The 21,004-nt window shown below is 68.0% G+C and carries 16 protein-coding genes and 1 pseudogene; 10 read left to right on the top strand and 7 right to left on the bottom strand.

Annotated features, from left to right (window positions below; all coding sequences use genetic code 11):
* Nucleotides 1–23 precede the first annotated feature (23 nt).
* The 3 genes from QE373_RS08440 (at nucleotide 24) to fusA (ending at nucleotide 4,271) form a co-directional block, all read left to right on the top strand.
* The gene (locus tag QE373_RS08440) at nucleotides 24–1,028 is read left to right on the top strand and encodes an iron ABC transporter permease (protein WP_309689659.1); all 1,005 of its coding nucleotides are present in this window, start codon (nucleotides 24–26) and stop codon (nucleotides 1,026–1,028) included.
* On the top strand, nucleotides 1,025–1,789 hold the full coding sequence (locus tag QE373_RS08445; RefSeq protein ID WP_309685447.1) for a heme ABC transporter ATP-binding protein: 765 nt from the start codon (nucleotides 1,025–1,027) through the stop codon (nucleotides 1,787–1,789). The genes QE373_RS08440 and QE373_RS08445 overlap by 4 nt, the downstream gene beginning before the upstream one ends.
* 454 nt (nucleotides 1,790–2,243) lie before the next feature.
* Nucleotides 2,244–4,271 (top strand): elongation factor G, encoded by a 2,028-nt coding sequence (gene fusA, locus QE373_RS08450; protein WP_309685449.1) that lies wholly within the window; start codon nucleotides 2,244–2,246, stop codon nucleotides 4,269–4,271.
* A gap of 187 nt (nucleotides 4,272–4,458) precedes the next feature.
* Here fusA and QE373_RS08455 read toward each other — a convergent pair whose 3' ends face one another.
* Nucleotides 4,459–6,660 carry a TonB-dependent siderophore receptor gene (locus tag QE373_RS08455; protein ID WP_309685451.1) on the bottom strand — a complete coding sequence of 734 codons (2,202 nt, stop codon included), beginning with the start codon at nucleotides 6,658–6,660 and terminating at the stop codon, nucleotides 4,459–4,461.
* Between the two features lie 274 nt (nucleotides 6,661–6,934).
* Between QE373_RS08455 and QE373_RS08460 the strand changes: the two genes are divergently transcribed.
* Nucleotides 6,935–7,207 (top strand): hypothetical protein, encoded by a 273-nt coding sequence (locus QE373_RS08460; protein WP_309685453.1) that lies wholly within the window; start codon nucleotides 6,935–6,937, stop codon nucleotides 7,205–7,207.
* Between the two features lie 113 nt (nucleotides 7,208–7,320).
* Nucleotides 7,321–8,064, top strand: a complete 744-nt coding sequence (locus QE373_RS08465) for a SapC family protein (RefSeq protein WP_057507244.1) — start codon at nucleotides 7,321–7,323, stop codon at nucleotides 8,062–8,064.
* Between the two features lie 97 nt (nucleotides 8,065–8,161).
* Here QE373_RS08465 and QE373_RS08470 read toward each other — a convergent pair whose 3' ends face one another.
* Genes QE373_RS08470 through QE373_RS08485 form a run of 4 tightly spaced genes read right to left on the bottom strand, consistent with a single transcriptional unit; the run spans nucleotide 8,162 to nucleotide 11,948 of the window.
* On the bottom strand, nucleotides 8,162–8,524 hold the full coding sequence (locus tag QE373_RS08470) for a DUF2894 domain-containing protein (protein ID WP_309685456.1): 363 nt from the start codon (nucleotides 8,522–8,524) through the stop codon (nucleotides 8,162–8,164).
* Nucleotides 8,514–9,152 carry an OmpA family protein gene (locus QE373_RS08475; protein ID WP_309685458.1) on the bottom strand — a complete coding sequence of 213 codons (639 nt, stop codon included), beginning with the start codon at nucleotides 9,150–9,152 and terminating at the stop codon, nucleotides 8,514–8,516. The genes QE373_RS08470 and QE373_RS08475 overlap by 11 nt, the downstream gene beginning before the upstream one ends.
* Nucleotides 9,149–11,236: a hypothetical protein gene (locus tag QE373_RS08480; protein WP_309685460.1), complete on the bottom strand. Its 2,088-nt coding sequence runs from the start codon at nucleotides 11,234–11,236 to the stop codon at nucleotides 9,149–9,151. Before QE373_RS08480 ends, QE373_RS08475 begins: the two co-directional genes overlap by 4 nt.
* On the bottom strand, nucleotides 11,226–11,948 hold the full coding sequence (locus QE373_RS08485) for a DUF3348 family protein (protein ID WP_309685461.1): 723 nt from the start codon (nucleotides 11,946–11,948) through the stop codon (nucleotides 11,226–11,228). The genes QE373_RS08480 and QE373_RS08485 overlap by 11 nt, the downstream gene beginning before the upstream one ends.
* 159 nt (nucleotides 11,949–12,107) lie before the next feature.
* Between QE373_RS08485 and QE373_RS08490 the strand changes: the two genes are divergently transcribed.
* Nucleotides 12,108–13,637 carry an MFS transporter gene (locus tag QE373_RS08490; protein WP_309685463.1) on the top strand — a complete coding sequence of 510 codons (1,530 nt, stop codon included), beginning with the start codon at nucleotides 12,108–12,110 and terminating at the stop codon, nucleotides 13,635–13,637.
* Nucleotides 13,638–13,641: 4 nt separating this feature from the next.
* Nucleotides 13,642–14,190, top strand: coding sequence for a TetR/AcrR family transcriptional regulator (locus tag QE373_RS08495; RefSeq protein WP_309685465.1), 549 nt, complete (start codon nucleotides 13,642–13,644; stop codon nucleotides 14,188–14,190).
* An 81-nt stretch (nucleotides 14,191–14,271) separates the two neighbouring features.
* Here QE373_RS08495 and QE373_RS08500 read toward each other — a convergent pair whose 3' ends face one another.
* On the bottom strand, nucleotides 14,272–15,165 hold the full coding sequence (locus QE373_RS08500; RefSeq protein ID WP_309685467.1) for an SDR family oxidoreductase: 894 nt from the start codon (nucleotides 15,163–15,165) through the stop codon (nucleotides 14,272–14,274).
* A gap of 39 nt (nucleotides 15,166–15,204) precedes the next feature.
* Entirely contained in the window at nucleotides 15,205–17,046 is a 1,842-nt protein-coding gene (locus QE373_RS08505) for a glycoside hydrolase family 15 protein (RefSeq protein WP_309685469.1), read from the bottom strand.
* Between the two features lie 221 nt (nucleotides 17,047–17,267).
* On the opposite strand from QE373_RS08505, the gene QE373_RS08510 reads away from it, so the two are divergent.
* The 3 genes and pseudogenes from QE373_RS08510 to QE373_RS08520 all read left to right on the top strand — a co-directional run bounded on the left by QE373_RS08510 (nucleotide 17,268) and on the right by QE373_RS08520 (nucleotide 20,979).
* Complete coding sequence (locus QE373_RS08510) at nucleotides 17,268–18,611, top strand: alpha/beta fold hydrolase (protein ID WP_309689662.1); 1,344 nt, start codon at nucleotides 17,268–17,270, stop codon at nucleotides 18,609–18,611.
* Nucleotides 18,605–20,125: pseudogene (locus QE373_RS08515) on the top strand (GMC family oxidoreductase); the annotation flags it as partial. The gene QE373_RS08510 and the pseudogene QE373_RS08515, both read left to right, overlap by 7 nt.
* Before the next feature lie 50 nt (nucleotides 20,126–20,175).
* Complete coding sequence (locus QE373_RS08520) at nucleotides 20,176–20,979, top strand: SDR family oxidoreductase (protein WP_309685470.1); 804 nt, start codon at nucleotides 20,176–20,178, stop codon at nucleotides 20,977–20,979.
* Nucleotides 20,980–21,004: the final 25 nt, after the last annotated feature.

Raw genomic sequence — 21,004 nt, forward strand, 5'->3', positions numbered from 1 at the left:
GGCGCCGACGCCGCGGCCAGCTGATGCTGCTGTTGGTGCTTGGCGCGTTGCTGCTGGCGGTGCTGGCGTCGTTCGCGGTGGGGCCGCTGCGGCTGCCACCGCTGTCGGTGCTGCAGGCCATCGGGGTCAAGCTGGGCGTGCTGGATGCCGCGCAGGCCAGCGCGCGCGACGTCGCGGTGGTCTGGCAGCTGCGCATCCCGCGCGTGCTGCTGGGTGCCATCGTGGGCGCATCGCTGGCCATGGCCGGTGCCAGCCTGCAGGGGCTGTTCGGCAATCCGCTGGCCGACCCCGGCATCGTCGGGGTAAGCCAGGGCGCAGCGCTGGGTGCGGTCGCGGCGATCGTGCTGGGCGCGGCGGCACTGGGCGGCTGGGTGATCCCGCTGGCGGCCTTCGCCGGCGGTGCGGCGGCGATCAGCATCACCTACCTGCTGGCACGTCCCGGGCGCGGCGTTGGCAACGCCACCCTGTTGCTGGTCGGCATCGCAATGGCGGCCTTCTGTTCGGCGCTGATCGGCTTCTTCACCTATATCGCCACCGAAGCGCAGTTGCAGTCGCTGGTGTTCTGGCAACTGGGCTCGCTGGCCAGCGCCGATTGGCGCGATGTCGCCGCGGTCACCCCGCTGTTCGCGGTGGGCACGTTCTGCCTGCTGCGCCTGGCGACGCCGCTGGACATGCTGGCGCTGGGCGAGCGCCAGGCGCAGCACCTCGGGCTGGATGTCACGCGTACGCGTCGGCGGCTGGTGGCCTTCAGCGCGCTGCTGGTGGGCGCGGCGGTGGCGTTCGCCGGGTCGATCGGCTTTGTCGGGCTGGTGGTGCCGCACGTGGCGCGGCTGCTGGTCGGGCCGGGCCATCGCTGGCTGTTGCCGCTGTCCGGACTGCTGGGCGCGCTGTTGATCGTGGTGGCGGACACCTCCGCGCGCACGCTGGATCCGCCGTCGGAGATTCCGCTGGGGCTGTTTTCGGCAGCGCTTGGCGCGCCGTTCTTCCTGTGGCTGGTGATGCAGCGCCGCAGCAGGGGGGCCACATGAACAGTGCACTGCTGTCGTTGCGGCAGGTCGGCGTGGTGCGGCAGCAGCGGCCGATCCTGGCCGATGTCGAGCTGGCCTTCACAGCGGGCACGGTGACGGCGCTGGTCGGCCCGAACGGGGCGGGTAAGTCCACGCTGCTGGGCGTGGCCTGCGGCGACCTGCGACCGGACAGTGGTGAGGTACTGCTGGCCGGCAAGCCGCTGTCGGCGCTGCGTGCCGGGGCATTGGCGCGCCAGCGCGCGGTGATGCCGCAGGAGCATGCAGTGCGCTTCGCCTTCAGCGTGGAAGAAGTGGTGGCGATGGGACGCCTGCCGCATCCGCCAGCGCCGGCCGAGGATGCGCGTCGCGTCGAAGCGGCGCTGGACGCGGCCGAACTCCAGGCCCTGCGCCAGCGCGAAGTGCAGCAGCTGTCCGGGGGCGAATCGGCACGCACCACCTTCGCGCGCGTACTGGCGCAGGACACGCCGCTGCTGTTCCTGGATGAACCGACCGCGGCGCTGGACCTGCGCCACCAGGAACGCACGCTGCGCAGCGTGCGCACGCTGGCCGATGCGGGCGCGTGCGTGATCGTGGTGCTGCATGATCTCAACCTGGCCGCCGGTCATGCCGACCGCATCGTGCTGCTGGAACGCGGGCGGGTGGCCGCCGATGGCACCCCGCGCGAGGTACTCACCGAAGACACGCTGCGCCGCGTCTACCAGCAGGATGTGCTGGTGCTGCAGCACCCGCGCCGCCCGGTGCCACTGGTGGTGGTGACCTGAAGAAGGGGTCAGAGTACGGGGTCAGAGTCAGGGGTCAGAGTCCTTTTCCGCGAAAAGGACTCTGACCCCTGACTCTGACCCCCTTCAGTGTTCCATTTTTGATGGCAAAGACCTCTTGTATCTGCCCGCAGCAGGCGCACACTAGCGCCTCCAATCCGTGGTGAGTCCGATGAACGCTTTTCCGCTGCTGACGTTTCAGATCCTGCTCCGCGCCTGCGCGGAACGGGTGCGTCTGCCCGGCGGAAGACAAGGCGGCTGACCGCATCGCGGTTGCCTTGGACCCCCAGCAGAGCGCCCAACCGGGCGCTTTTTTTTATTTCCGATTTACCCGATTCATCTGAAAAGCGAAGGAGAACGTGCCATGCACCCGCTCGACGACACCCAGACCTGACCGCGCGCCCTGCAGCCAACCGGGACGCGCGGTTTCCCGATGTTGGCATTGCAGGAGTAGTCCATGAACACCCAAACCCTTTCGCTGCGTCGCAATCTCGGCATCATTGCCCATATCGATGCGGGCAAGACCACGCTGACCGAACGGCTGCTGTGGAAAACCGGCCAGATCCATCGCGTCGGTGAAGTGCACGACGGCGCGGCGACCACCGACTTTTCGGCGATCGAGCGCGAACGCGGCATCACCATCGGTGCGGCGGCCGTGCAGGCGCAGTGGGCGCCGCGCGACCTCGCGGCGCACCGGCTGACGCTCATCGACACCCCCGGACACATCGATTTCGCGATCGAAGTGGAGCGCTCGCTGCGCGTGCTGGATGGTGCGGTCGCGGTGTTTTCCGCGGTCGACGGGGTGCAGCCGCAATCAGAGACCGTCTGGCACCAGGCGCGCAGGCATGGCGTGCCGCTGCTCGCCTTCGTCAACAAGATGGACCGCATCGGCGCCTCGTTCGAGCGCGTCGTGGCCCAGCTTGCCGATCGCCTGCAGGCGCGCCCGCTCGCGTTGGGCCTGCCGCTGGGCAGCGAAGCCGCGTTCGATGGCTGGGTCGATCTGGTGGACCGGCAGGTGCTGCACTGGGATGCCACCGGTTCGCTGCAACGACGGGCCTGGACCGTCGCGGAGGCGCTGCAGTGGCAGCCGCAGCGTGATGCGCTGGTGCAGGCCGCGGCCGAGCTGGACGACGCGCTGGCCGATGCCTGGCTGGCGGGTTCGCCGGTGGACGCCGAAGCGCTGCGCACGGCGGTGCGACGCATCACGGTCAGCGGTGCCGGCGTGCCGGTGCTGGCCGGCGCTGCGTTCAAGGGCAAGGGCGTGGAATCGTTGTTGGATGCCATCGTCGATTACCTGCCGTCGCCACTGGACCGGCCGGCGGTGACGGCGGCCTCCGGCGAGGACGCGGTGCAGTTGCCGCCCGATGCAGAAGGTCCGCTGGCCGCGCTGCTGTTCAAGGTCACCCACATGCAGCAGGGTGCGCTGGCCTTCGTGCGGGTGTACTCGGGAACGCTGCGGGTGGGCGATCGCATCGCCAGTTCGCGGCACGACGCGCGTCGGGTTGGACGGCTGGTGCGGGTGCAGGCCGATCAGGTGCATGACATCGAACAGGCCGAGGCCGGCGACATCGTCGCGGTGATGGGCTGGAAGGATGCGATCAGCGGGGAAACGCTGTCCTCGCTGCAGCAGCCGTTGCTGCTGGAAGCCATCCAGTCGCAGCCGGCGGTGCTGGCGTGGCGGCTGCAGGCTGGCCGCGCCGGTGACCTGATCCGCATCAGCCAGGGGCTGGCAAGCCTGGTCCAGGAAGACCCGTCGTTCCGCGTCGAGGCGGATGCAGAGACCGGCGAAACGCTGGTGTGGGGCATGGGCGAGCTGCACCTGGAAGTGATGGTCGAGCGCCTGCGCAGCGAGTGGAAGGTCGAGGTACAGGTCGGCCAGCCACGCGTGGCGTACCTGGAAAAACCCCGCAGCGAAGCACCCGGCGTGGTCGGCCGGGTGGTCAAGCAGAGTGGTGGACAGGGTCAGTTCGCGCACGTGGTGCTGGACGTGCGTCCACGCGATGATGATGCGGTGGAATTCAGCGACCGCATCGTTGGCGGCGTGGTGCCGCGCAGCTTCATCCGCGCGGTGGAGCAGGGCGTGCGCGCCGCGCTGCAGGACGGCCCGCAGGGTCATCCGGTGGTCGGGCTGGATGTGGTGCTGGTGGATGGGCAGACGCACGCGAAGGATTCGTCCGAGCAGGCGTTCCATCGCGCCGGGATGGAGGCGGTGAAGGCAGCGCTGGCCCAGGTGGGCACCCAGTTGCTGGAGCCGGTGATGTCGCTGCAGGTGCTGTCGCCCGCAGCCCATGTCGGTGACGTGGTGGGTGACCTGCAGCGGCGCCATGGACGGGTGCAGGCGATCGACGAACGCGAAGGCCGTTCGCAGGTCAGCGGGTTTGCACCACTGGCGCAGTTGCAGGGCTACAGTACGGCGCTGCGTTCGATGAGCCAGGGCCGGGCAAGCAGCACCATGCAGTTGCACGGCTACGCGCCGGCGCAATGAGTAGACGGGTAAGGGGCGGCTTCGGCCGCCCCTTTTTTTTGAGCCCGCCGCAGCAACGAAACGACGGTAGCGCCGACCCATGGTCGGCGAGCGCAGCGGAAGGCAGGAGCGTGACGACCAACGGTCGTCACCCACCGCGGCAGGAACATGACGGCCAGCGGCCGTCACTACCGGGCGTGGGCCGTTGTCACCAACCCAGCCGTGCGGTTGCCATCACCGTGCGGCCGCTGCCGTAATAGCACGACGACACCGTCGTGCAGGTCGACACATATCGGCGAGCAGCCAGGTTGCTCAGGTTCAGCGCCAACTGAAGGTCGCTGTTGCCAACCCGGCCGACGTCGTAGCGGATCGCCGCATCGAACAGGGTGTAACCCGGGATCCGGTACAGGTTCGCGCTGTCGCCGTAGCTGCGGCCGTTGTAGCGCGCACCCGCCGCCAGGCTCAGTCCTTCCAGTGCGCCGCCGGCGAAGGTGTAATCGGCCCAGAACGAAGCGGTGTAGTCGGGCACCATGATCAGCTGCTTGCCCTGGTACTGGTCCGAACGGGTCATCTCCGAATCCATCCAGGTTGCTGCGCCGATCAGGCTGAAACCCTCGAACGGGGTCACCCGTCCTTCCAGTTCCACGCCGCGCACGCGGCCTTCGCCGTCCTGGATGGAACAGCGTGCATTGGCAGTGGCGCCGCAGGTGTTGTGGGTCAGGTCGGGATCCTGGGTGAGCAGGTTCTGCTGGCGCAGCTCGAACGCCGACAGGGTCACCAGGCCGTCGATGCGGGCCGGCTGGTACTTGAGGCCCGCCTCCCACTGGGTGCCGGTGACCGGATCGAACGCGCTGCCATCGAAGTTGTTCAGCGGGCTGGTGGAGGAGGGCTGGAATGATTCGGCATAACTGATGTACGGGGTAAGCCCGTTGTCGAACACGTACAGCACGCCGGCGCGGCCGGTGAAGGCTTCGTTCTTGATCACGCTGCGCGGCTGGGTCACCGTCGCGCCGGTGACCGGGTTGCGGGTCGCGCTGGAGGCATCATCCTTGGTCCAGTCGTAGCGTCCACCCACGGTAAGGCGCCACTGCCCCAGCGCCAGCTGGTCCTGCAGGTAGATGCCGCTCTGCCGGTTGCTGCCTTCGGTGGGGCTCAGGCTGGTGACCTGCGGCAGGTAACCGCTGTACACCGGGTTGAAGATGTCGATCGGCCGCGGACTGCTCATCGCACCGCGCACGCCTTCCCAGTCGGCACGCTGCCAATCCCACCCCAGCAGCGCGACATGGTCCACGCCGCCGGTGCTGAAACGTGCCTGCAGGCGGGTGTCGAAGGTATCGCCATCCGAATCACCGTTGCCGTAGGTGGCGCGGCGTGCCTGCGTGCGGCCATCGGCATTGAGCGCGCCGTTGGTGACCACGCCGCGGTACAGAGAATCCACATGCGTGCGGCGCGCGCTCTGGCTGAAGGTCAGGTGGTCGTTGAAGGCGTGCTCGAACATCCAGCCCGCGGTCCACAGCGTGCGATTGAACGTGTTCCAGGACGGCTCGCCGATGAAGGTGGTGTTCTTCATGTGACCGTACGGCGTGGCGCGCAGCGTGCCGTCCATCGGCAGGAACTGGTAGGTCGATCCGCCATCGTCTTCCTGGTACATGCCGAGCAGGGTGAGGCGGGTGCGCTCGGCCATCTGCCAGGTGTAGCTGGGGGCGAGGAACCAGTGTTCCTGCTCGGTGTGCTTGATCTGGGTTGCGCCATCGCGGTACAGGCCGACCAGACGCACCAGGTGCGCGTCGTCGTCGCTGCCGGTGCCCACATCGAACGCCGCGCTGTACTGGCCATGCGCATCCAGGCCGAGTCGCAGCTGCTGCAACTGACCCGGCTGCGGGGTCTTGCTGACCTGGTTGACCATGCCGCCCGGTGCCACCTGTCCGTACATCACCGCCGAGGGACCCTTCAGCACCTCCACGCGTTCCAGGTTCCAGCTGTCGAACATGCTGCGGTTCCACTGGCTGCCCTGCGGCGCGCGCATGCCATCCAGGGTCACGTTGTTGGCCCAGCTGCCTGCATCGAAGCCACGGATGCGGAAGTCATCCACGCGGTTGTCGATGCCCGAACTTTCCAGGCTTACGCCGGCCACGTAACGCATCGCATCGTTGAGTGACTGCACGCCGCGCGCATCCAGTTCGGCGCGTTCGATCACCGACACCGACTGGGGCGTTTCGGCTACCGAGGTGCTGGTCTTGGTCGCGCTGCTGACGCTGTTGGCCGCGCGGTAGGCGTTGACCCGCACCGCGTCCAGCTCAGTGGCGGACTGCTGCGCGTGGACTGCAGGTGCGCCGCAGACGAGCGCGCAGGCAATGGCCAACGGGCGGAAACGGAAGGGGGAACGTCGTGAGGCGATGGGTCGTGTCATGGGCGTGCGCGGGCGTGCCTGCACGCCGTGGATGCAAGATCCGGAGGCGGCCGACAGCGCTATGAGAGAGGTGGATCACAGTCTACTGTCGGCCCTGGTGAAACGCAATTGCGACCCATTCGCAATCAGAGCGGTTGCAAGGCGCGAAGTGCCGTTTGCCGGGTGCGGCCGCTCATGGCGCGCGAGCCGGAAAAGCAGCAGTTTCCGTCAAAAAAGACTGGATTAAAGTGATGCCTCACGATAAAGTGCGCGGCCGTTTTCCCTCCCCATTCCCATGCGCGACGACAAAGACCCCGGGACCTTCGAACTGGCTCTGCCGCGCAAGCGGGGCAGGCCGCCGAAATTCGGGTATGCGATGAGCGATGCGCAGCGTGCTGCCCGCTATCGTGCGCGCCGCGCAGGCCAGGCCAACCATTCCGATGTGCGCAAATGCTCGGACATGGTGCTGCTGGACAAGATCCGTGCCGCCATCCGCGGCAAGGATCCCGAGCTGACCGGCTTCCTGGTGCACGTGCTGTGGCAGCGCTATCCGTTGCAGCTCAAGTAAGGCCGCAGCGGCGGGGTGGTGATTGCAACGTGGCTTGTTGATAATGCGGGCTTGATGTTCCACCCGCATTCGCGCCCGGGATGGCTGGCGCGTTCAGTAGAGATGGCTTTCTGATGACCAACGGCAACGACACCGCGCCTGCAGCAGGCTCCCCTTTGTTCTACAGCCGCCCGGTGCCGCTGCAGTCGGATATCCACGGCGACCTGCGCATCCTGCCGGGCAAGCTGGGCTTCGCTGCCAAGACCAACGCGATTCCGTTGATCGTCAACGAATTCTCGCTGGCGCTGCACCATTTCCCGATCCTGTTCGCCGGTCCGGACGCAGTGCCGATGGCCGCCCTCGGCGTGACCGAGGACAACCTGTTCGTCACTGACGGCCAGTGGGAGCCGGACACCTACGTGCCGGCCTACGTGCGCCGCCATCCCTTCATCTTCATCGATACCGACGGCAGCCAGAACTACGTGCTCGGCTTCGACGAAGGCACCGAGCGCATCGTCAAGGGCGGCACCGAAGGCGAGGCGCTGTTCGTCGACGGCAAGCCGAGCGAGCTGCTGCAGCAGGCAATGGAATTCTGCGGCCGCTTCACCGCCGACCACAACCACACCCAGGCGTTCTCCAAGGCGCTGATCGAGCAGGACCTGCTGGTGATGCGCAACGCCAACGTGCGCCTGCCGAACGGCCGCGAACTCACCCTGCAGGGCTTCAACGTGGTGGACGTGGAGAAGTTCCAGAAGCTGCCCGATGACGTGGTGCTGGCATGGCACCGCAACGGCTGGCTGGGCCTGGTGCACCAGCACCTGATGTCGCTGTCGCGTTTCGGCGACCTGACCCGCAAGCAGGCGCAGCGCGACGCCTGAAAGGTCCGCAGGGGTGCCGGTCAGGACGACCGGCATCGCCACGGGCGGCGTCCTGGCGCTATGGCGACGCAGGATTTCCGCCGATCCCGGCCCGGCGCTACCGGGCTTTCGGCGTACGCTTGCGCGGTGCGCGCTTCGGGACTGTCGTTGCCGGCTGGGGCTGCTGTTCCAGCCACGCCAGCGTGTCGGCGTAGGCAACGAAATGCCGCAGATAGTCGGGCGAGAGTGCCTGCATCGCATCGAGCATGCGATGCACCAGCACGGCCGAATTCAACGGTCCACCTTCGGCCGGTGTCTGCTGCAGGGCGATACGCAGGCGGCTGTCGGCGTGCAGCTGCTGCCAGGCATCGCGCATCGGTTGCAGTTCCGGCAGCTGTGGATAATGCGGCAGCGAGGCCGAGCCCGCCTCCAGCTGCCGCACCAGCTCCGCCAGCCCGGTGATGGCGCGGTCATCGCGCATCATCGGCATCCTTCGTGCCCGGACGCGGCATCGGCGCGATTTCCACGCGTCGGTTGCGCGCGCGCCCGGCTTCATCGGCGTTGGAGCTCACCGGTTGCTCGGCACCAAAGGCGGCGGCAAACACCGAAGACGAGGGCAGGCCCTCGGCGATCAAGGTGCGGGTGACGGTCAGCGATCGCTGCGCGGACAGCTCCCAGTTGTCGGCGAACTGCCGGTTGTGCGCGTGCACCGGCTGGTCGTCGGTGAAGCCGCTGACCATCAGGATGTCCTGGCGTTGCGCCAGCCAGCCCTTCAACGGGCCGGCCAGGCTGCGCAGCACCTCGCGTCCTTCCGGCTGCAACTGGTCGGAGTTCAGGGCGAACAGGACATTGCCGCTGATGCCGATCCGGCCGTCCACCAGCGTGACCCGTCCGCCGGCCAAAGGTCCGGCCAGGGCCTGCTCCAGGGTCTGCTCGGCGGCCTGGCGCTGCCTGGTTTCCGCATCCAGCCGCCCGCTCAGTTCCAGCTGCATGGCGACCACGCCGACCAGGATCAGCACGAAAGCGCCCAGCAGCACCGACATCAGGTCGCCGAACGCCGCCCAGATGGGCGTGCCGCTGTCGCCATCCAGTTCGTCGTGGTCGCTCATGCGGTCCCTGCCGGCGCGCGGCCCTTGCCGAGCTGGCGCAGCTCTTCGGTGATCTGCTTCTGCGACAGCAGGCTCAGGTCGACCACTTCACGCGCCTGCGCCACGTAGTAGGCCAGCTGCTCATCGCTGCGCGCCAGCGAAGCGTCGAGGGCGCCGGACAGGTGTTCCAGATGGGTCGACAGGCCGCTGCTGGTCGCGGTAAAGGCGGTCACGGCGCCTTCCAGTCCGGCGGCCAGTTCGCGGCTGCCGGTAGCGGCGTCGGCAACGCTGCCCACCAGTTGCTGCAGGGTGCCCGCCTGGGCGTCGACCTGTTCGGCAAAACGCTCGCCGGTGCGCTGCATCAGCCCGGCGGCGTTTTCGATCAGCTGGTCCACCGCAACGCGCTGCGCACTGGACGTGGCCTGGATCGACTCCATCAGGCTGCCGACGGTACCCAGCAACTGGGCGCGTTCGTCCAGCAGGGCGGTATCGCGCACCAGGCTTTCGGACAGCCGTTGGCGCAGCTCGGCGACCACTTCAGCGGCGGCGCGCGGCGCTTCGCTGGCGGCATCCAGCAGGCGTGTGATTTCAGCGAGGGTGGCGGTGGACTGCCTGCGCGCTTCTTCGCCGATGCTGCTGGCGGTCTGCTGCAGCGTTTCGCTGATGTGCTGCTGCTGTGCCGTGGCCCGTTCGCTGTGCGTGACCCACTGCGCACCCGCCTGTTCGGCCAGCACGGTGAACGCCTGCGACCACTGCTGCAGGCGCGCCTGGTCGCCTTGTTCGGTCCGCTCCAGCAGCGCCTGGTGGGTGTCCTGCAGCTGGGCCAGCAGCGCACGCGCATCGGCTTGCTGCGCCTCCAGCGCCGCCGCACGTGCGAGCGCATCGCGTTCCGTGGCTGCGTTGCCTGCGGCCTGCTGCTGTTCGGCCAGCGTGGCCCAGTGGGCACCAAGCTGTTCGACCTGGCTGCGCAGGCGGCCGTCGATCTCGCCCAGCAGGCGATCAGTGCCGTCCTGCTGGCTGGCGATGACGCCGGACAGCGCGCTGCCAAGGGCCGTGACCAGCGCAGCGTTGGCGGCCTGCTGCGCGCTGAGCGCACCTTCGAATTGGGCGCGCAGGTCGCTGGATACCGTCTGCGTCGATGCCTGCAGCGCATCCAGCTGGCGCTGGACCGCATCGGTCACGCTGGACTGGGTACGCGCGGCGGTTGCTTCAAGGTTCCCCAGGGCATCGCGCAACAGCGGCTGCAGCGTCGTGCCGATGGCTTCAGTGCCGGCCTGTACGCCGCGCTGCAGGGACTGTTCCAGGCGTGCAGCCAGAAGCTCCTGCGCCGCATCGTGGCGCGCGATGAACGCCTCCTGGCGTGCCTCCAGTTGTGCGTGGCTGGCTGCCGCTGCCTGCTGCACGCCGTCCACCATCTGCTGCAGTTGCTGCACCAGGGTGGGCAGCACGGCCGCTTGGCCCTGCATCAGGCGCAGGCCTTCCGCACGCTGCCAGGCGTGGCCATGCACCGACAGGTCGGTGCGGATGTGCTGGTCGAGCAACTGCACCGCGGCCAGGCGCTCACGGCGCAGCAGTGCCGAGAGCAGGCCGAGCATCGCCGATGCGGCGACACCGGCGATGGAGGTGCCGAACGCTACCGCCAAGCCTTCCACCGGCGATGCCAGCGAGCCGCGGATGGCCTGCAGGTCGGTGGCGCTCTGCAGCGCCATGCCGGTGCCGCGCAGCGTCGCCATCATGCCCAGCAGGGTGCCGAGCATGCCCAGCAGCACCAGCAGGCCGACCAGGTACGGGGTCAGCGCGGGGCCGGGCAGGGCGCTGCGGTTGCCTTCCACGCGCAGCCGCACCGCGCCGCGCAGGGCGGATGGCACGCGCTTCAGCCAGTCGTCCAGGTCTTCCCTCTCACTGGCGTTGCCAGTGGCGCCACGCAGCGCGTCGGTCGCGCGGCGGAACTGCAGCAGCTCCCAGCCGCCAACGCAGTAGCACGCGGCAATGAGCAGGGCGACGGCGGCGCCGAGCGTGTTGTGGCCGATGTAACCGACGCCTATCCAGACCGCAGCGGCCAGTCCGAGGAGGAAAACGATCAGGTGCAGGGCATTACGCAGCATGGGGCGGTGCTCGGTGCGGATGGACGGCGGCAGACAGCGCGTCGATCGGATGGAAACGGAGGTCGAGTTCGGCCAGCAGCAGGTCGCGCACGGTATCGCGCAGCGCGGGCGGCCAGGACGGCTCGGGAAGGGGGTCGGGCATGACGGCAGGCGATGCCGCGTCGGCGTCCACGGCAGGGGAGTCGGCACTGATCGCGGTTGGCAGGCAGGCGGCGAGGTGCGGGGGCAGGCGGTTCAGCAGCCGGTACTCGCGCGGTGCCAGCACCTGCTCCATCACCGCATCGATCTCGGCCAGGCGTGCGCCGTGGTCGTCCGTTCTCGCCAGCGTGTCACGCAGGCGTCCACGCAGGCGACCGGTGCTGGTCAACTGGGCCCGCTGCAGCGCGGCGTGCCGGCGTTCGAATTCGACCGGTGACATCGGCTGCTGCAGTTCGGCCACCAGCGCGTGGATCGCCTCGGCGTGGGTGCTGCGTGCACGCGCGCACTCTTCGACAAGGCGGTCCACGTCGATGTCAGCCGGCTGTTCCGGCTGCTCGGGAAGGCTGCCATCCAGTGCCCGTGCGAGGGCAACGGCGCGGTTCCAGTCCACCCAGCTGCCCAACACCGCAGGCAGGGCAGGGCTTTCGGCCGGGCCGGAGTGAGGGCCAAGCCGCTGCAGTGCGCGGATCAGGGGCGGCCCTGCAACGGGCGGCCGAGGTGACGGTTTCGCCATTGTCAGGAGGCCAAAAGACGAGATTTTACACGCTTGCCACGGCGGATGCCTGAGCCGGCTCGCCTTCCGGCACGTGAACGGCCACGTGCCAGATGTGTCATAAATGTACAGGACATCCGGTATAGTGTTCACATCCCGACGCAATCCTGTTGATCACCCATGTCGCTGACCGCTTCCGCCCCCGCCACGTCCGCGCTGTCGCCCGCGCGCCGCTGGAGCCTGCTGTTCACCGTGGCCGCCGGCCTGCTGCTGGTCACCCTGGACAATTCGGTGCTGTACACCGCGCTGCCGACGCTGGCCAGTGAACTGGCCGCCAGCGACAGCCAGCAGCTGTGGATCATCAATGCCTATCCGCTGGTGATGGCCGGACTGCTGCTCGGGGCCGGCACCCTGGGCGATCGGATTGGCCACCGCCGCATGTTCCTGATCGGCCTGCTTGCCTTCGGCGCGGCCTCGCTGGCAGCGGCCTTCGCGCAGTCCGCAGGCCAGTTGATCGCCGCGCGCGCGGCGCTGGCCGTGGGCGCCGCTGCGATGATGCCGGCGACGCTGGCGCTGATCGGGCTGACCTTCCACGAAGAACGCGAACGCAACATCGCCATCGCCATCTGGGGTTCGGTGGCCATCATCGGTGCCGCGCTCGGCCCGATCATCGGCGGACTGTTGCTGGCGCGCTTCTGGTGGGGCTCGGTGTTCCTGGTCAACGTGCCGGTGGTCGTGCTTGCGTTCATCGCCACGCTCGTGCTGGCGCCGAAAGGCGTGCCGGATTCCAGCCGGCGCTGGGACCTGCTGTCTTCGTTGCTGGCGCTGGGGGCGCTGTCAGGCCTGGTGCTGGGCATCAAATCCGTGATTGCCGCACCGCCTGCGTGGGCCACGGCCGCCATTGCCACCACCGTGGCGCTGATCGCCGCTGCCGCTTTCGTACGCCGCCAGCGCGTGCTGCCGTATCCCTTGCTGGACTTCGCCATCTTCCGTAACCCGGCCTTCCTGTCCGGTACGCTGGCGGCGGTGTTCACCTTGTTCGCGCTGGCGGGCCTGCAACTGGTGACCACCCAGCGCTTCCAGCTGGTGGCCGGCTTCAGTCCACTGCAGGCGGGCCTGCTGGTGTCCGTCGCGGCGATGGGCAGCCTGCCCAGTGCGCTGCTGGGCGGCAGCTTCCTGCATCGGGTTGGACTGCGTCCGCTGATCAGCGGCGGGCTGGCGTGTGGTGCGGTGGGCGTGACGGTCGTTGCGCTGGGTTTCCCGCATGGGCTGGGTTGGGTCATCGCCGGCATGGCGCTGACCGGCGTGGGGATGGGCGCGACCATCTCCGTAGCGTCCACCGCCATCATCGGCAATGCGCCCGCCGACCGCGCCGGCATGGCCTCGTCGGTGGAAGAGGTGGCCTACGAGTTTGGTGGCCTGCTGGCCGTGGCGATCCTCGGCAGCCTGGCGGCTGCGCTGTACAGCGCCTTCCTGCCGGCTGACGCCGCGTTGCCGGCCGTCGCGCGCGAAGGCATCGGCCAGGCACTGCAGCTGGCCGGCAATGGCGCGCCTGGCTGGCTGGGTGACGTACATGCCGCCTACGACCGCGGTTACCAGCTGGTGCTGGGAGTGGTTGCGGCGGCCCTGGCGATCGGCGCGCTGATCACTGCGTTGCTGCTGCGCGGCGTGCGCGGTGGCCGCGTCGGCGCACCGATTGCCGTACATTGAACGCATGAGAACCAGCAATAAAACGAAGATCCTCGACGCCGCGGTGCGGGTCATCAACCGCGATGGCGTGCGTGCGGTGACCTTCGAATCGGTGTCCAGCGAATCAGGCCTGACGCGCGGCGGGTTGCTGTACCACTTTCCCTCGCGCGAGGCCTTGCTGCGCGGCATCGACGAACACCTGGTGCAGGCATGGGAAGCGTCCATGCAGCAACTGCTCGACGTGCCTGCGGGGCAGGCCAGCGCCGTCGAACGACATGCGGCCTACATGCGCGTATCGGCTCACAGCGCGACCCGCGCCGAGCTGATCTTCATGCTGGAATCGGTACAGCCCGACAGCGATGTCGCCCCCTGGAGCGAAGCCATGGCGCGCTGGGCACCGCCGCCACCGCGTTCGGGCGAAACCGATCCGGCGGTCTGGGACAACTTCATCGCACGGCTGGCGGCCGATGGACTATGGGTATACGAGGGCATGTACAACGGCAGGATCGACGAGGACGTGCGTGCCGGCATCGCGCAGCGGCTGATGGCGATGCTGCGGGCGCGGGCGGAATAAGCGCTCACGCCCGGAGCGCGCGCACCGAGCGCGGGCTCCGGAACGTTTGGCGCAGGCATCCACCTGCGCCAATGCCGTCGGTCAGGCGATGCCCGCACCACCGGTCACGCCGAAGACTTCACCGGTCAGGTAGCTGCCTTCCTGGCTGGCCAGCAGCACGTAGACCGGCGCGATTTCCACCGGCTGCCCCGGGCGCTTCATCGGTACCTGCGTGCCGAACTTCGTCACCGCATCGTTCGGCTGGCCGCCGGACGGCTGCAACGCCGTCCAGAACGGGCCGGGCGCCACCACGTTGGCACGAATGCCTTTCTCCACAAGCTGCGCCGACAGCGCCTTGGTATAGGCCACGATGCCGGCCTTGGTGGTGGCGTAGTCGAGCAGGATGGCGGAGGGGTCATAGGCCTGCACCGAGGCGGTAGTGATGACCGCCGCACCCGGCGGCAGGTGCGGAACGGCCGCCTGGCAGATCCAGTGCATGGCGTAGAGGTTGGTCTTCATCGTCCTGTCGAAGTCCTCCGCGCTCAGCTCGGCGATGCTGTCGCGGTACTGCTGGCGGGCCGCATTGACCACCAGGATGTCCAGGCCGCCGAGTGCTTCCACCGTGCGCTCCACCATCGTCCTGCACCATTCCGGATCGGTGATGTCACCCGGCAGTGCCAGCGCCTTGCGGCCCTCGGCTTCGATCAGGGCAAAGACTTCCTCTGCATCGGACGCTTCGGACGGCAGGTAGGACAGGGCCACATCAGCACCCTCGCGGGCGTAGGCAATGGCGGCTGCCCGGCCGATGCCGCTGTCGGCGCCGGTGATCAGTGCGCGGCGTCCGCTCAGCTTGCCCGAGCCCTGGTAGCTCGTTTCACCGTGGTCCGGCACCGGGTCCATCGCCGCGGCCTTGCCCGGCACCGGCTGCGGCTGGGCGGGGAAGGGCGGCTGCGGGTACTGGCTGCGCGGGTCCTGCATTTTCAGGCGATCATTCATTGTCGATCCTTGTTGTGGAGCGGGGGGAGAGTAGGCGGCTCATGGGCAGCCCAAGGCGTCTGCAATGGTGGCCATGGCCATCACCTGGGCCAGATGGCTCAAACCTTGCGGGGTATTGCCGAGGTAGTGGCGCGTGGCGGGGTCTACCATTTCGCTGAGCACGCCCTGGCAGCGGCCGAGGGCGCCGTTCAACGCGTCCACGCGCTCGCGCGCGTCCGCGACGAAGCCCAGTCGTGCGTAGGCCTCGGCCATCCAGTAGGAGCAGGCGATGAAGCAGCCTTCCTCCTCGGCCATGCCCGAGTAGCGGTAATGGAAGCCCGACTGGCCCAGCTCGTGGTCGATGGCACGCAGGGTGGCCAGCAGGCGGTCCCTGCCGTCGAAGCGGAAGCGCACGGCCAACGCCAGCGCTGCGTCCAGCCTGCCGCTGCCGGGATACATTTCGTAGGCCTGCAGGGAGTCGGACCAGCAGTTGGTTTCGATCCATTCACTGATGCGGTCACGTTCGCGCTGCCAGCGGTCACGGCAGGTGGTCGGCAGCTGGCCCTGGTCGGCCAACTCGACCGCCCGCGCCAGCGCCTGCCAGCAGCTGATCTTGGACATCGTGTAATGCTCCAGCTCCGGCAGCTCCCAGATACCGGAATCTTTCGCGCGCCAGTGGTCAGCGCACAGGTCCGCGATCCGGGAAAGCAGCTCTGCGCTGGCGCCATCCAGGATGTTGCCCGCGGCCACGAAGCAGAATGCGGTCTCGAAGATGTCACCGTAGATACCGTGCTGGTGCTGGTCGCCGGCAAGATTTCCCTTCACCACCGGCTGCGAATTGCGGTAGCCATGCATCGGCAGTTCCTGCACCGGATCCACCTTCTCGCCATCCAGGGTAAAGACCACCTTCGGGCCATGACGGCGCAGCTGGCGCAGCAGCCAGGTAAAGGCCGCCTTGGATTCTGCTTCCAGGCCTGCGGCGAGGAACGCCTGGATGGTGTATCCGGCGTCGCGCACCCACGCATAGCGATAATCGAAATTCTTGTAGCCGCCGATGCGCTCGGGCAGCGAGGTGGTAGCAGCTGCGGCAATGGCACCGGAGGGCGAGTACAGCAGCAGCTTGAGCGCCAGTGTGCTGCGAACGAACGTGGCGCGGTCCCACCCATCGTAGGACACGTTGCGGGCCCACGCTTTCCATTCACGGTCGGTCAGGTCAATGCGGTCATCCACTTCCTCCACTGACGGTGCCACCAGCGGCTCATCCTCGCCTACCACCAGCGCCACGGTCACGCGCTCATCGGCGCGAACAGTGCATTCACCGCTTGCGCCTTCGTCGGTCCACTGCAGCTGCAGCGCCGGATGATGGATCATCACGCCCAGCAGCCGCTGTACATGGAAGACCACGTGTTCGCCGATGGAGGAGCAGTAGGGGCTGGCCGATTGCGCACGCGTGCCGGGGCACATCCGCACGGCAAAACGCACGTCGCCCTCCAGGCCCTCGATGCGCCGCGCCAGCTCGCACCACGGCAGTCGCCCGGCGTTGCCGCTGTTCAGCGATTCGGTCAGCGACGCACGGCCTGATGCCGTGGTGAACACGGTTTCCAGCACGTTGCTCTCCGCTCGGTAGCGCCGTTCGACGGTGCAGGGCTCGGTGGGCGCAATACTGAAGTAGCCACCGTTGGTGGCATCCAGCAGGCGATCAAACAACGGCGGGCTGTCCATGTTCGGCGCACACCACCAGTCGATGGAACCGTCGCAGCCGGTCAATGCAACCGAGCGCCCTTCGCCCAGCGCCGAGTACTGTTCGATCGGCAGCGCGCCGTCCTGCCTGCGGTCAATGGCAATCGGCGCTTCGCGGTATGCGGTGCCAGCGGGATGAGTGGCCTCGGGCAGCGTCGACATCAACGCACCTTCCGGCAAGCGTGCATGGCTGCCGAAACAGCACGGGGGAAGCACATGGTGGATGTCCAGACGTGGGGTGCAATGAAGCTAGACAGCTGCACGCGCAGGCAGGGTGAGGCAGGGCTCAACGCCATGTGATCACTGCGCTGCGTTGACACCTGTTTGCACGCGGCGTGGACACGCCGGCGACCATGCTCGCCTCGCTACACGACGAGGTTTTCATGCAACGTCCCGTTCTTTTCCTCCTGCACAGCCTCGGCGCCAGTCATCGTGAATGGAGTGCCGTGCAGCGCACCCTGGGCGAGCAATTCGAGTGTGTCGCGCTGGATATTCCTGGCTTTGGCGGCACTGCCACCGGCAACGCGACGGATATCGATGCCCTGGTGGACTGGTTCCAGCAGGAAGTGACCGCGCGTGCACCTACCTGCTGGTTCGCCATCGGCCACAGCATGGGCGGCAAGATCGCCACGCTGCTTGCCGCCCGCAGTCGCGACGGCGTGCAGGGGCTGGCAGGGCTTAGCGGCGTGGTGCTGGTGGCGGCATCGCCACCGTGCCCGGAACCCATGCAGGAGGCGCGACGCGCGAAGATGCTGGACTGGTTCGCGACGGGCGCGCCTACCCGAGCCCATGCTGAAGAATTCATCGACGCCAACACGCACCGTCCGCTTGCCGGGGCTGCCCGCGAAGTGGCCATCGTGGATGTGCTGCGAACCGATCCCATCGCTTGGCGTGCCTGGCTGGAGCGCGGCAGCCGCGAGCATCGCCAGCACCAGGCCGCACATCTGAGCGTGCCGGCGCTGATAGTCGCCGGCGCCGAGGACGGCGACCTCGGCGAGGCGGGGCAACGCGCACTGAACGCACCGCACTATCTGCACGCGTCGGTCGACGTCGTGCCAGGCGCCGCGCATCTGATTCCGCTCGAGCAGCCCGACTGGCTTGCCCAGCGCATCGCGGCGTGGGGACTGCCGCTGGCTGCGTCCGCGTTGCCAGCAGCGTTCGTCCAACTGTTGGACGCCGAGCGCGTCGCCCCGCGCATGCGAGCCCGCTTGCTGGCCCGCCATGCCACGCCGCTGCCGCTGCAGGAATCGGCGCTGCCCGCTCGCCATCTGGCCGTGCTCACTGCCCTGGCGGCGCGTCTTGTGCCCGGCGCCGATGCCGACGACCTGGCGCTGCGCGTCGGCCACGCGCTGGCGGACCAGGAAAGCGATGGCTGGCGTTTTGCCGACCTGCCCGCCGATGCGGACGCATGGGCACAGGCGCTGGATCAACTGGATGCCGCCGCCAATGGATTCACCACGCTGGACGCTGCCGCGCAGCACGCCCTGCTTGACCAGGTGCAACGGCAGAGTGCCATTGCGCCGCCGGGCGGCACCTTGAATCCGGTGCAGTGGGCCCAGTGGTTCGAAGATGCGCGGGCGCTGTTTGCCAGGACATGGATGAGCCTTCCCTCCACCTGGGCCAGCATCGGCTACGACGGTTTTGCCGTCGGCGGCAAGGGTGCGCACAGTCAAGGCTACGCGCACACCGAAGCGGGCACGATCGATGCGTGGCAACTCCGATGCTGAGCGGTGCTGAGCAGGTCCGCGCGGTCGATGCGGTCATCATCGGCAGCGGCGCCGGTGGCGCGCCCCTAGCAGCCCGCCTGGCGGAGGCAGGGGTGTCGGTGCTGGTGCTGGAAGCGGGCCGCACCTTCAGCCCGGATGATCACCTTGCCGATGAACTGGCCACCGACATCTACTGGATGGAGGAGCGCCTCAGTGGCGGCCAGACCCCTACCGCCTTCGGCGCCAACAATTCCGGCCAGGGTGTGGGCGGGTCCACGCTGCACTGGGGCGCGTTCTGTCCACGGCCGGACCCGCGCGACCTGCGCCTGCGCTCGCTGACAGGGCAGGGTGCAGATTGGCCCATCGCAGCAGCAGAGTTGCTGGCTTACATACAACGGGTCGAGGCGTTCATCGGCGTATCCGGCCCGGCGCACTACCCATGGGACACGGCCCGCCAGTACGGCTACCCGCCCGTGCCGCGCAATGCCTCGGCGCAGGCCATGCAGCGCGGTTGCAACGCGCTGGGCGTGCGCGCCACCGATGCACCGGCCGCGCTGGTCAGCCAGGCCCGGCAGCAGGCGCACTGGGGCCTGCGCCACCCCTGCAACAATTGTGGTGCGTGCCATCAGGGCTGCAGCAATGGCGCCAAGGCCAGCACGGATACCTCCTGGTTGCCGTGGGCGAGGGCACACGGCGCCACCGTGCGCGATGAAAGCCGGGTCGTGGACCTCGAGCGCGACACCCTTGGCCGCATCAGCGCGGTGGTCTACCAGCGCGAGCATCGCCTGCACCGGGTCAAGTGCTCGGCCGCTTTCCTGTGCGCAGGCGGCGTGGAGACACCGCGCCTGCTGCTCAACCTGGGGCTGGCCAACAGCAGCGGCCAGGTCGGGCGCAACTTCATGGCCCACGTGGCCACCCAGGTGTGGGGGTCGTTCGACGCGGACATGTGCATGAACCGCGGCTACCCGTCCTCGCTCATCACGGAGGATTTCGTTCGCCCGCAGGACGCCTCTTTCGTTGGCGGCTACCTGGTGCAGAGCCTGGGCGTGCAGCCGGCGACACTGGCCAACACCTTTGCCCGCGGCGCAGGACTGTGGGGCCAGCCGCTGGTGGATGCCCTGTCCTCCTACCGGCACCTGGCCGGTATCGGCATCAACGGCGAGTGCCTGCCGCAGGATGGGAACCGGTTGACCCTCAGCGATGAACAGGATGCATTCGGCATGCGCCGTGCACGGGTCGACTTCAGTTATGGACCCAACGAGAAGGCGCTGGACGCGCACGCGCAGGCCCAGTTGAGCCGCATCTGGGAAGCGGCAGGTGCGACCGGCATCTTCGCCGCCGCGCGCTCGGCACACACCTTGGGTACCTGCCGCATGGGCGATTCGGCGGGCACGGCCGTGGTGGACGCCGACGGGCGCAGCTTCGACATCCCCAATCTCTACATCTGCGACAACTCCATCTTCCCCAGCGCGCTGGCCGCCAATCCGGCGCTGACCCAGATGGCGCTGGGCCTGCGCACGGCCGAGCGCTTCCTGCAGTCGCGGCCGCCACGGGGCACCACTTCCTCCCCCAACAAGGACACATCATGGATCTCGGAATAGAAGGGCGCATTGCGCTGGTCAGCGGCGCTGATTCAGGCATGGGCAAACAAAGCGCACGCGAACTGCTGCAGGCGGGCGTGCGCGTTGCGATCACCGACGTGGCTGAAGGCACGCTTGATGAGGCCCTGCAGGAGCTGGCGCCGCTGGGTGAGGTGATGGCCGTTGCCGGTGATGTCACCGATGCCAACGATGTCGAGCGGATCTGGGCCACGGTGCGCAGCAGGCTGGGCGACCCGGACATCTACGTCAACGCGGCCGGCGTCACCGGTGCCACCGGCGATTTTCTTGATGTGGACGATGCGGGCTGGCTGCGCACGCTGGACATCAACCTGATGGGCGCCGTGCGAATGTGCCGCCAGGCCATTCCCGCGATGCGCGCAAAGGGCTGGGGGCGGATCGTGCTGTTCGCCTCCGAAGATGCCGTCCAGCCCTATACCGACGAACTGCCGTACTGCGCCTCCAAGGCGGGCGTGCTGAGCCTGGCCAAGGGACTGTCCAAGCAGTACGGCAAGGACAACGTGATGATCAATACCGTGTCACCGGCCTTCATCCATACGCCGATGACCGACGCGATGATGCACAAGCGCGCCAAGGAAAAGGGCGTGTCCTTCGACGAGGCCGTGCGCAGCTTCCTGGACGAAGAGCGTCCCGGCATGGTGCTCAAGCGCCGCGGCCGGCCGGAAGAGGTTGCCGCCGCCGTGCTGTTGCTGTGCTCCGAGCGCGCCAGCTTCATCAACGGGGCCAACATCCGGGTCGACTCGGGCTCGGTGTTTACGCTGGCCGGGTAGGGCAGCAGCGAGGAAACGATGTCTT

Source organism: Stenotrophomonas sp. SORGH_AS_0321, from assembly GCF_031453215.1.
GTDB classification, from domain to species: Bacteria; Pseudomonadota; Gammaproteobacteria; order Xanthomonadales; family Xanthomonadaceae; genus Stenotrophomonas; species Stenotrophomonas chelatiphaga.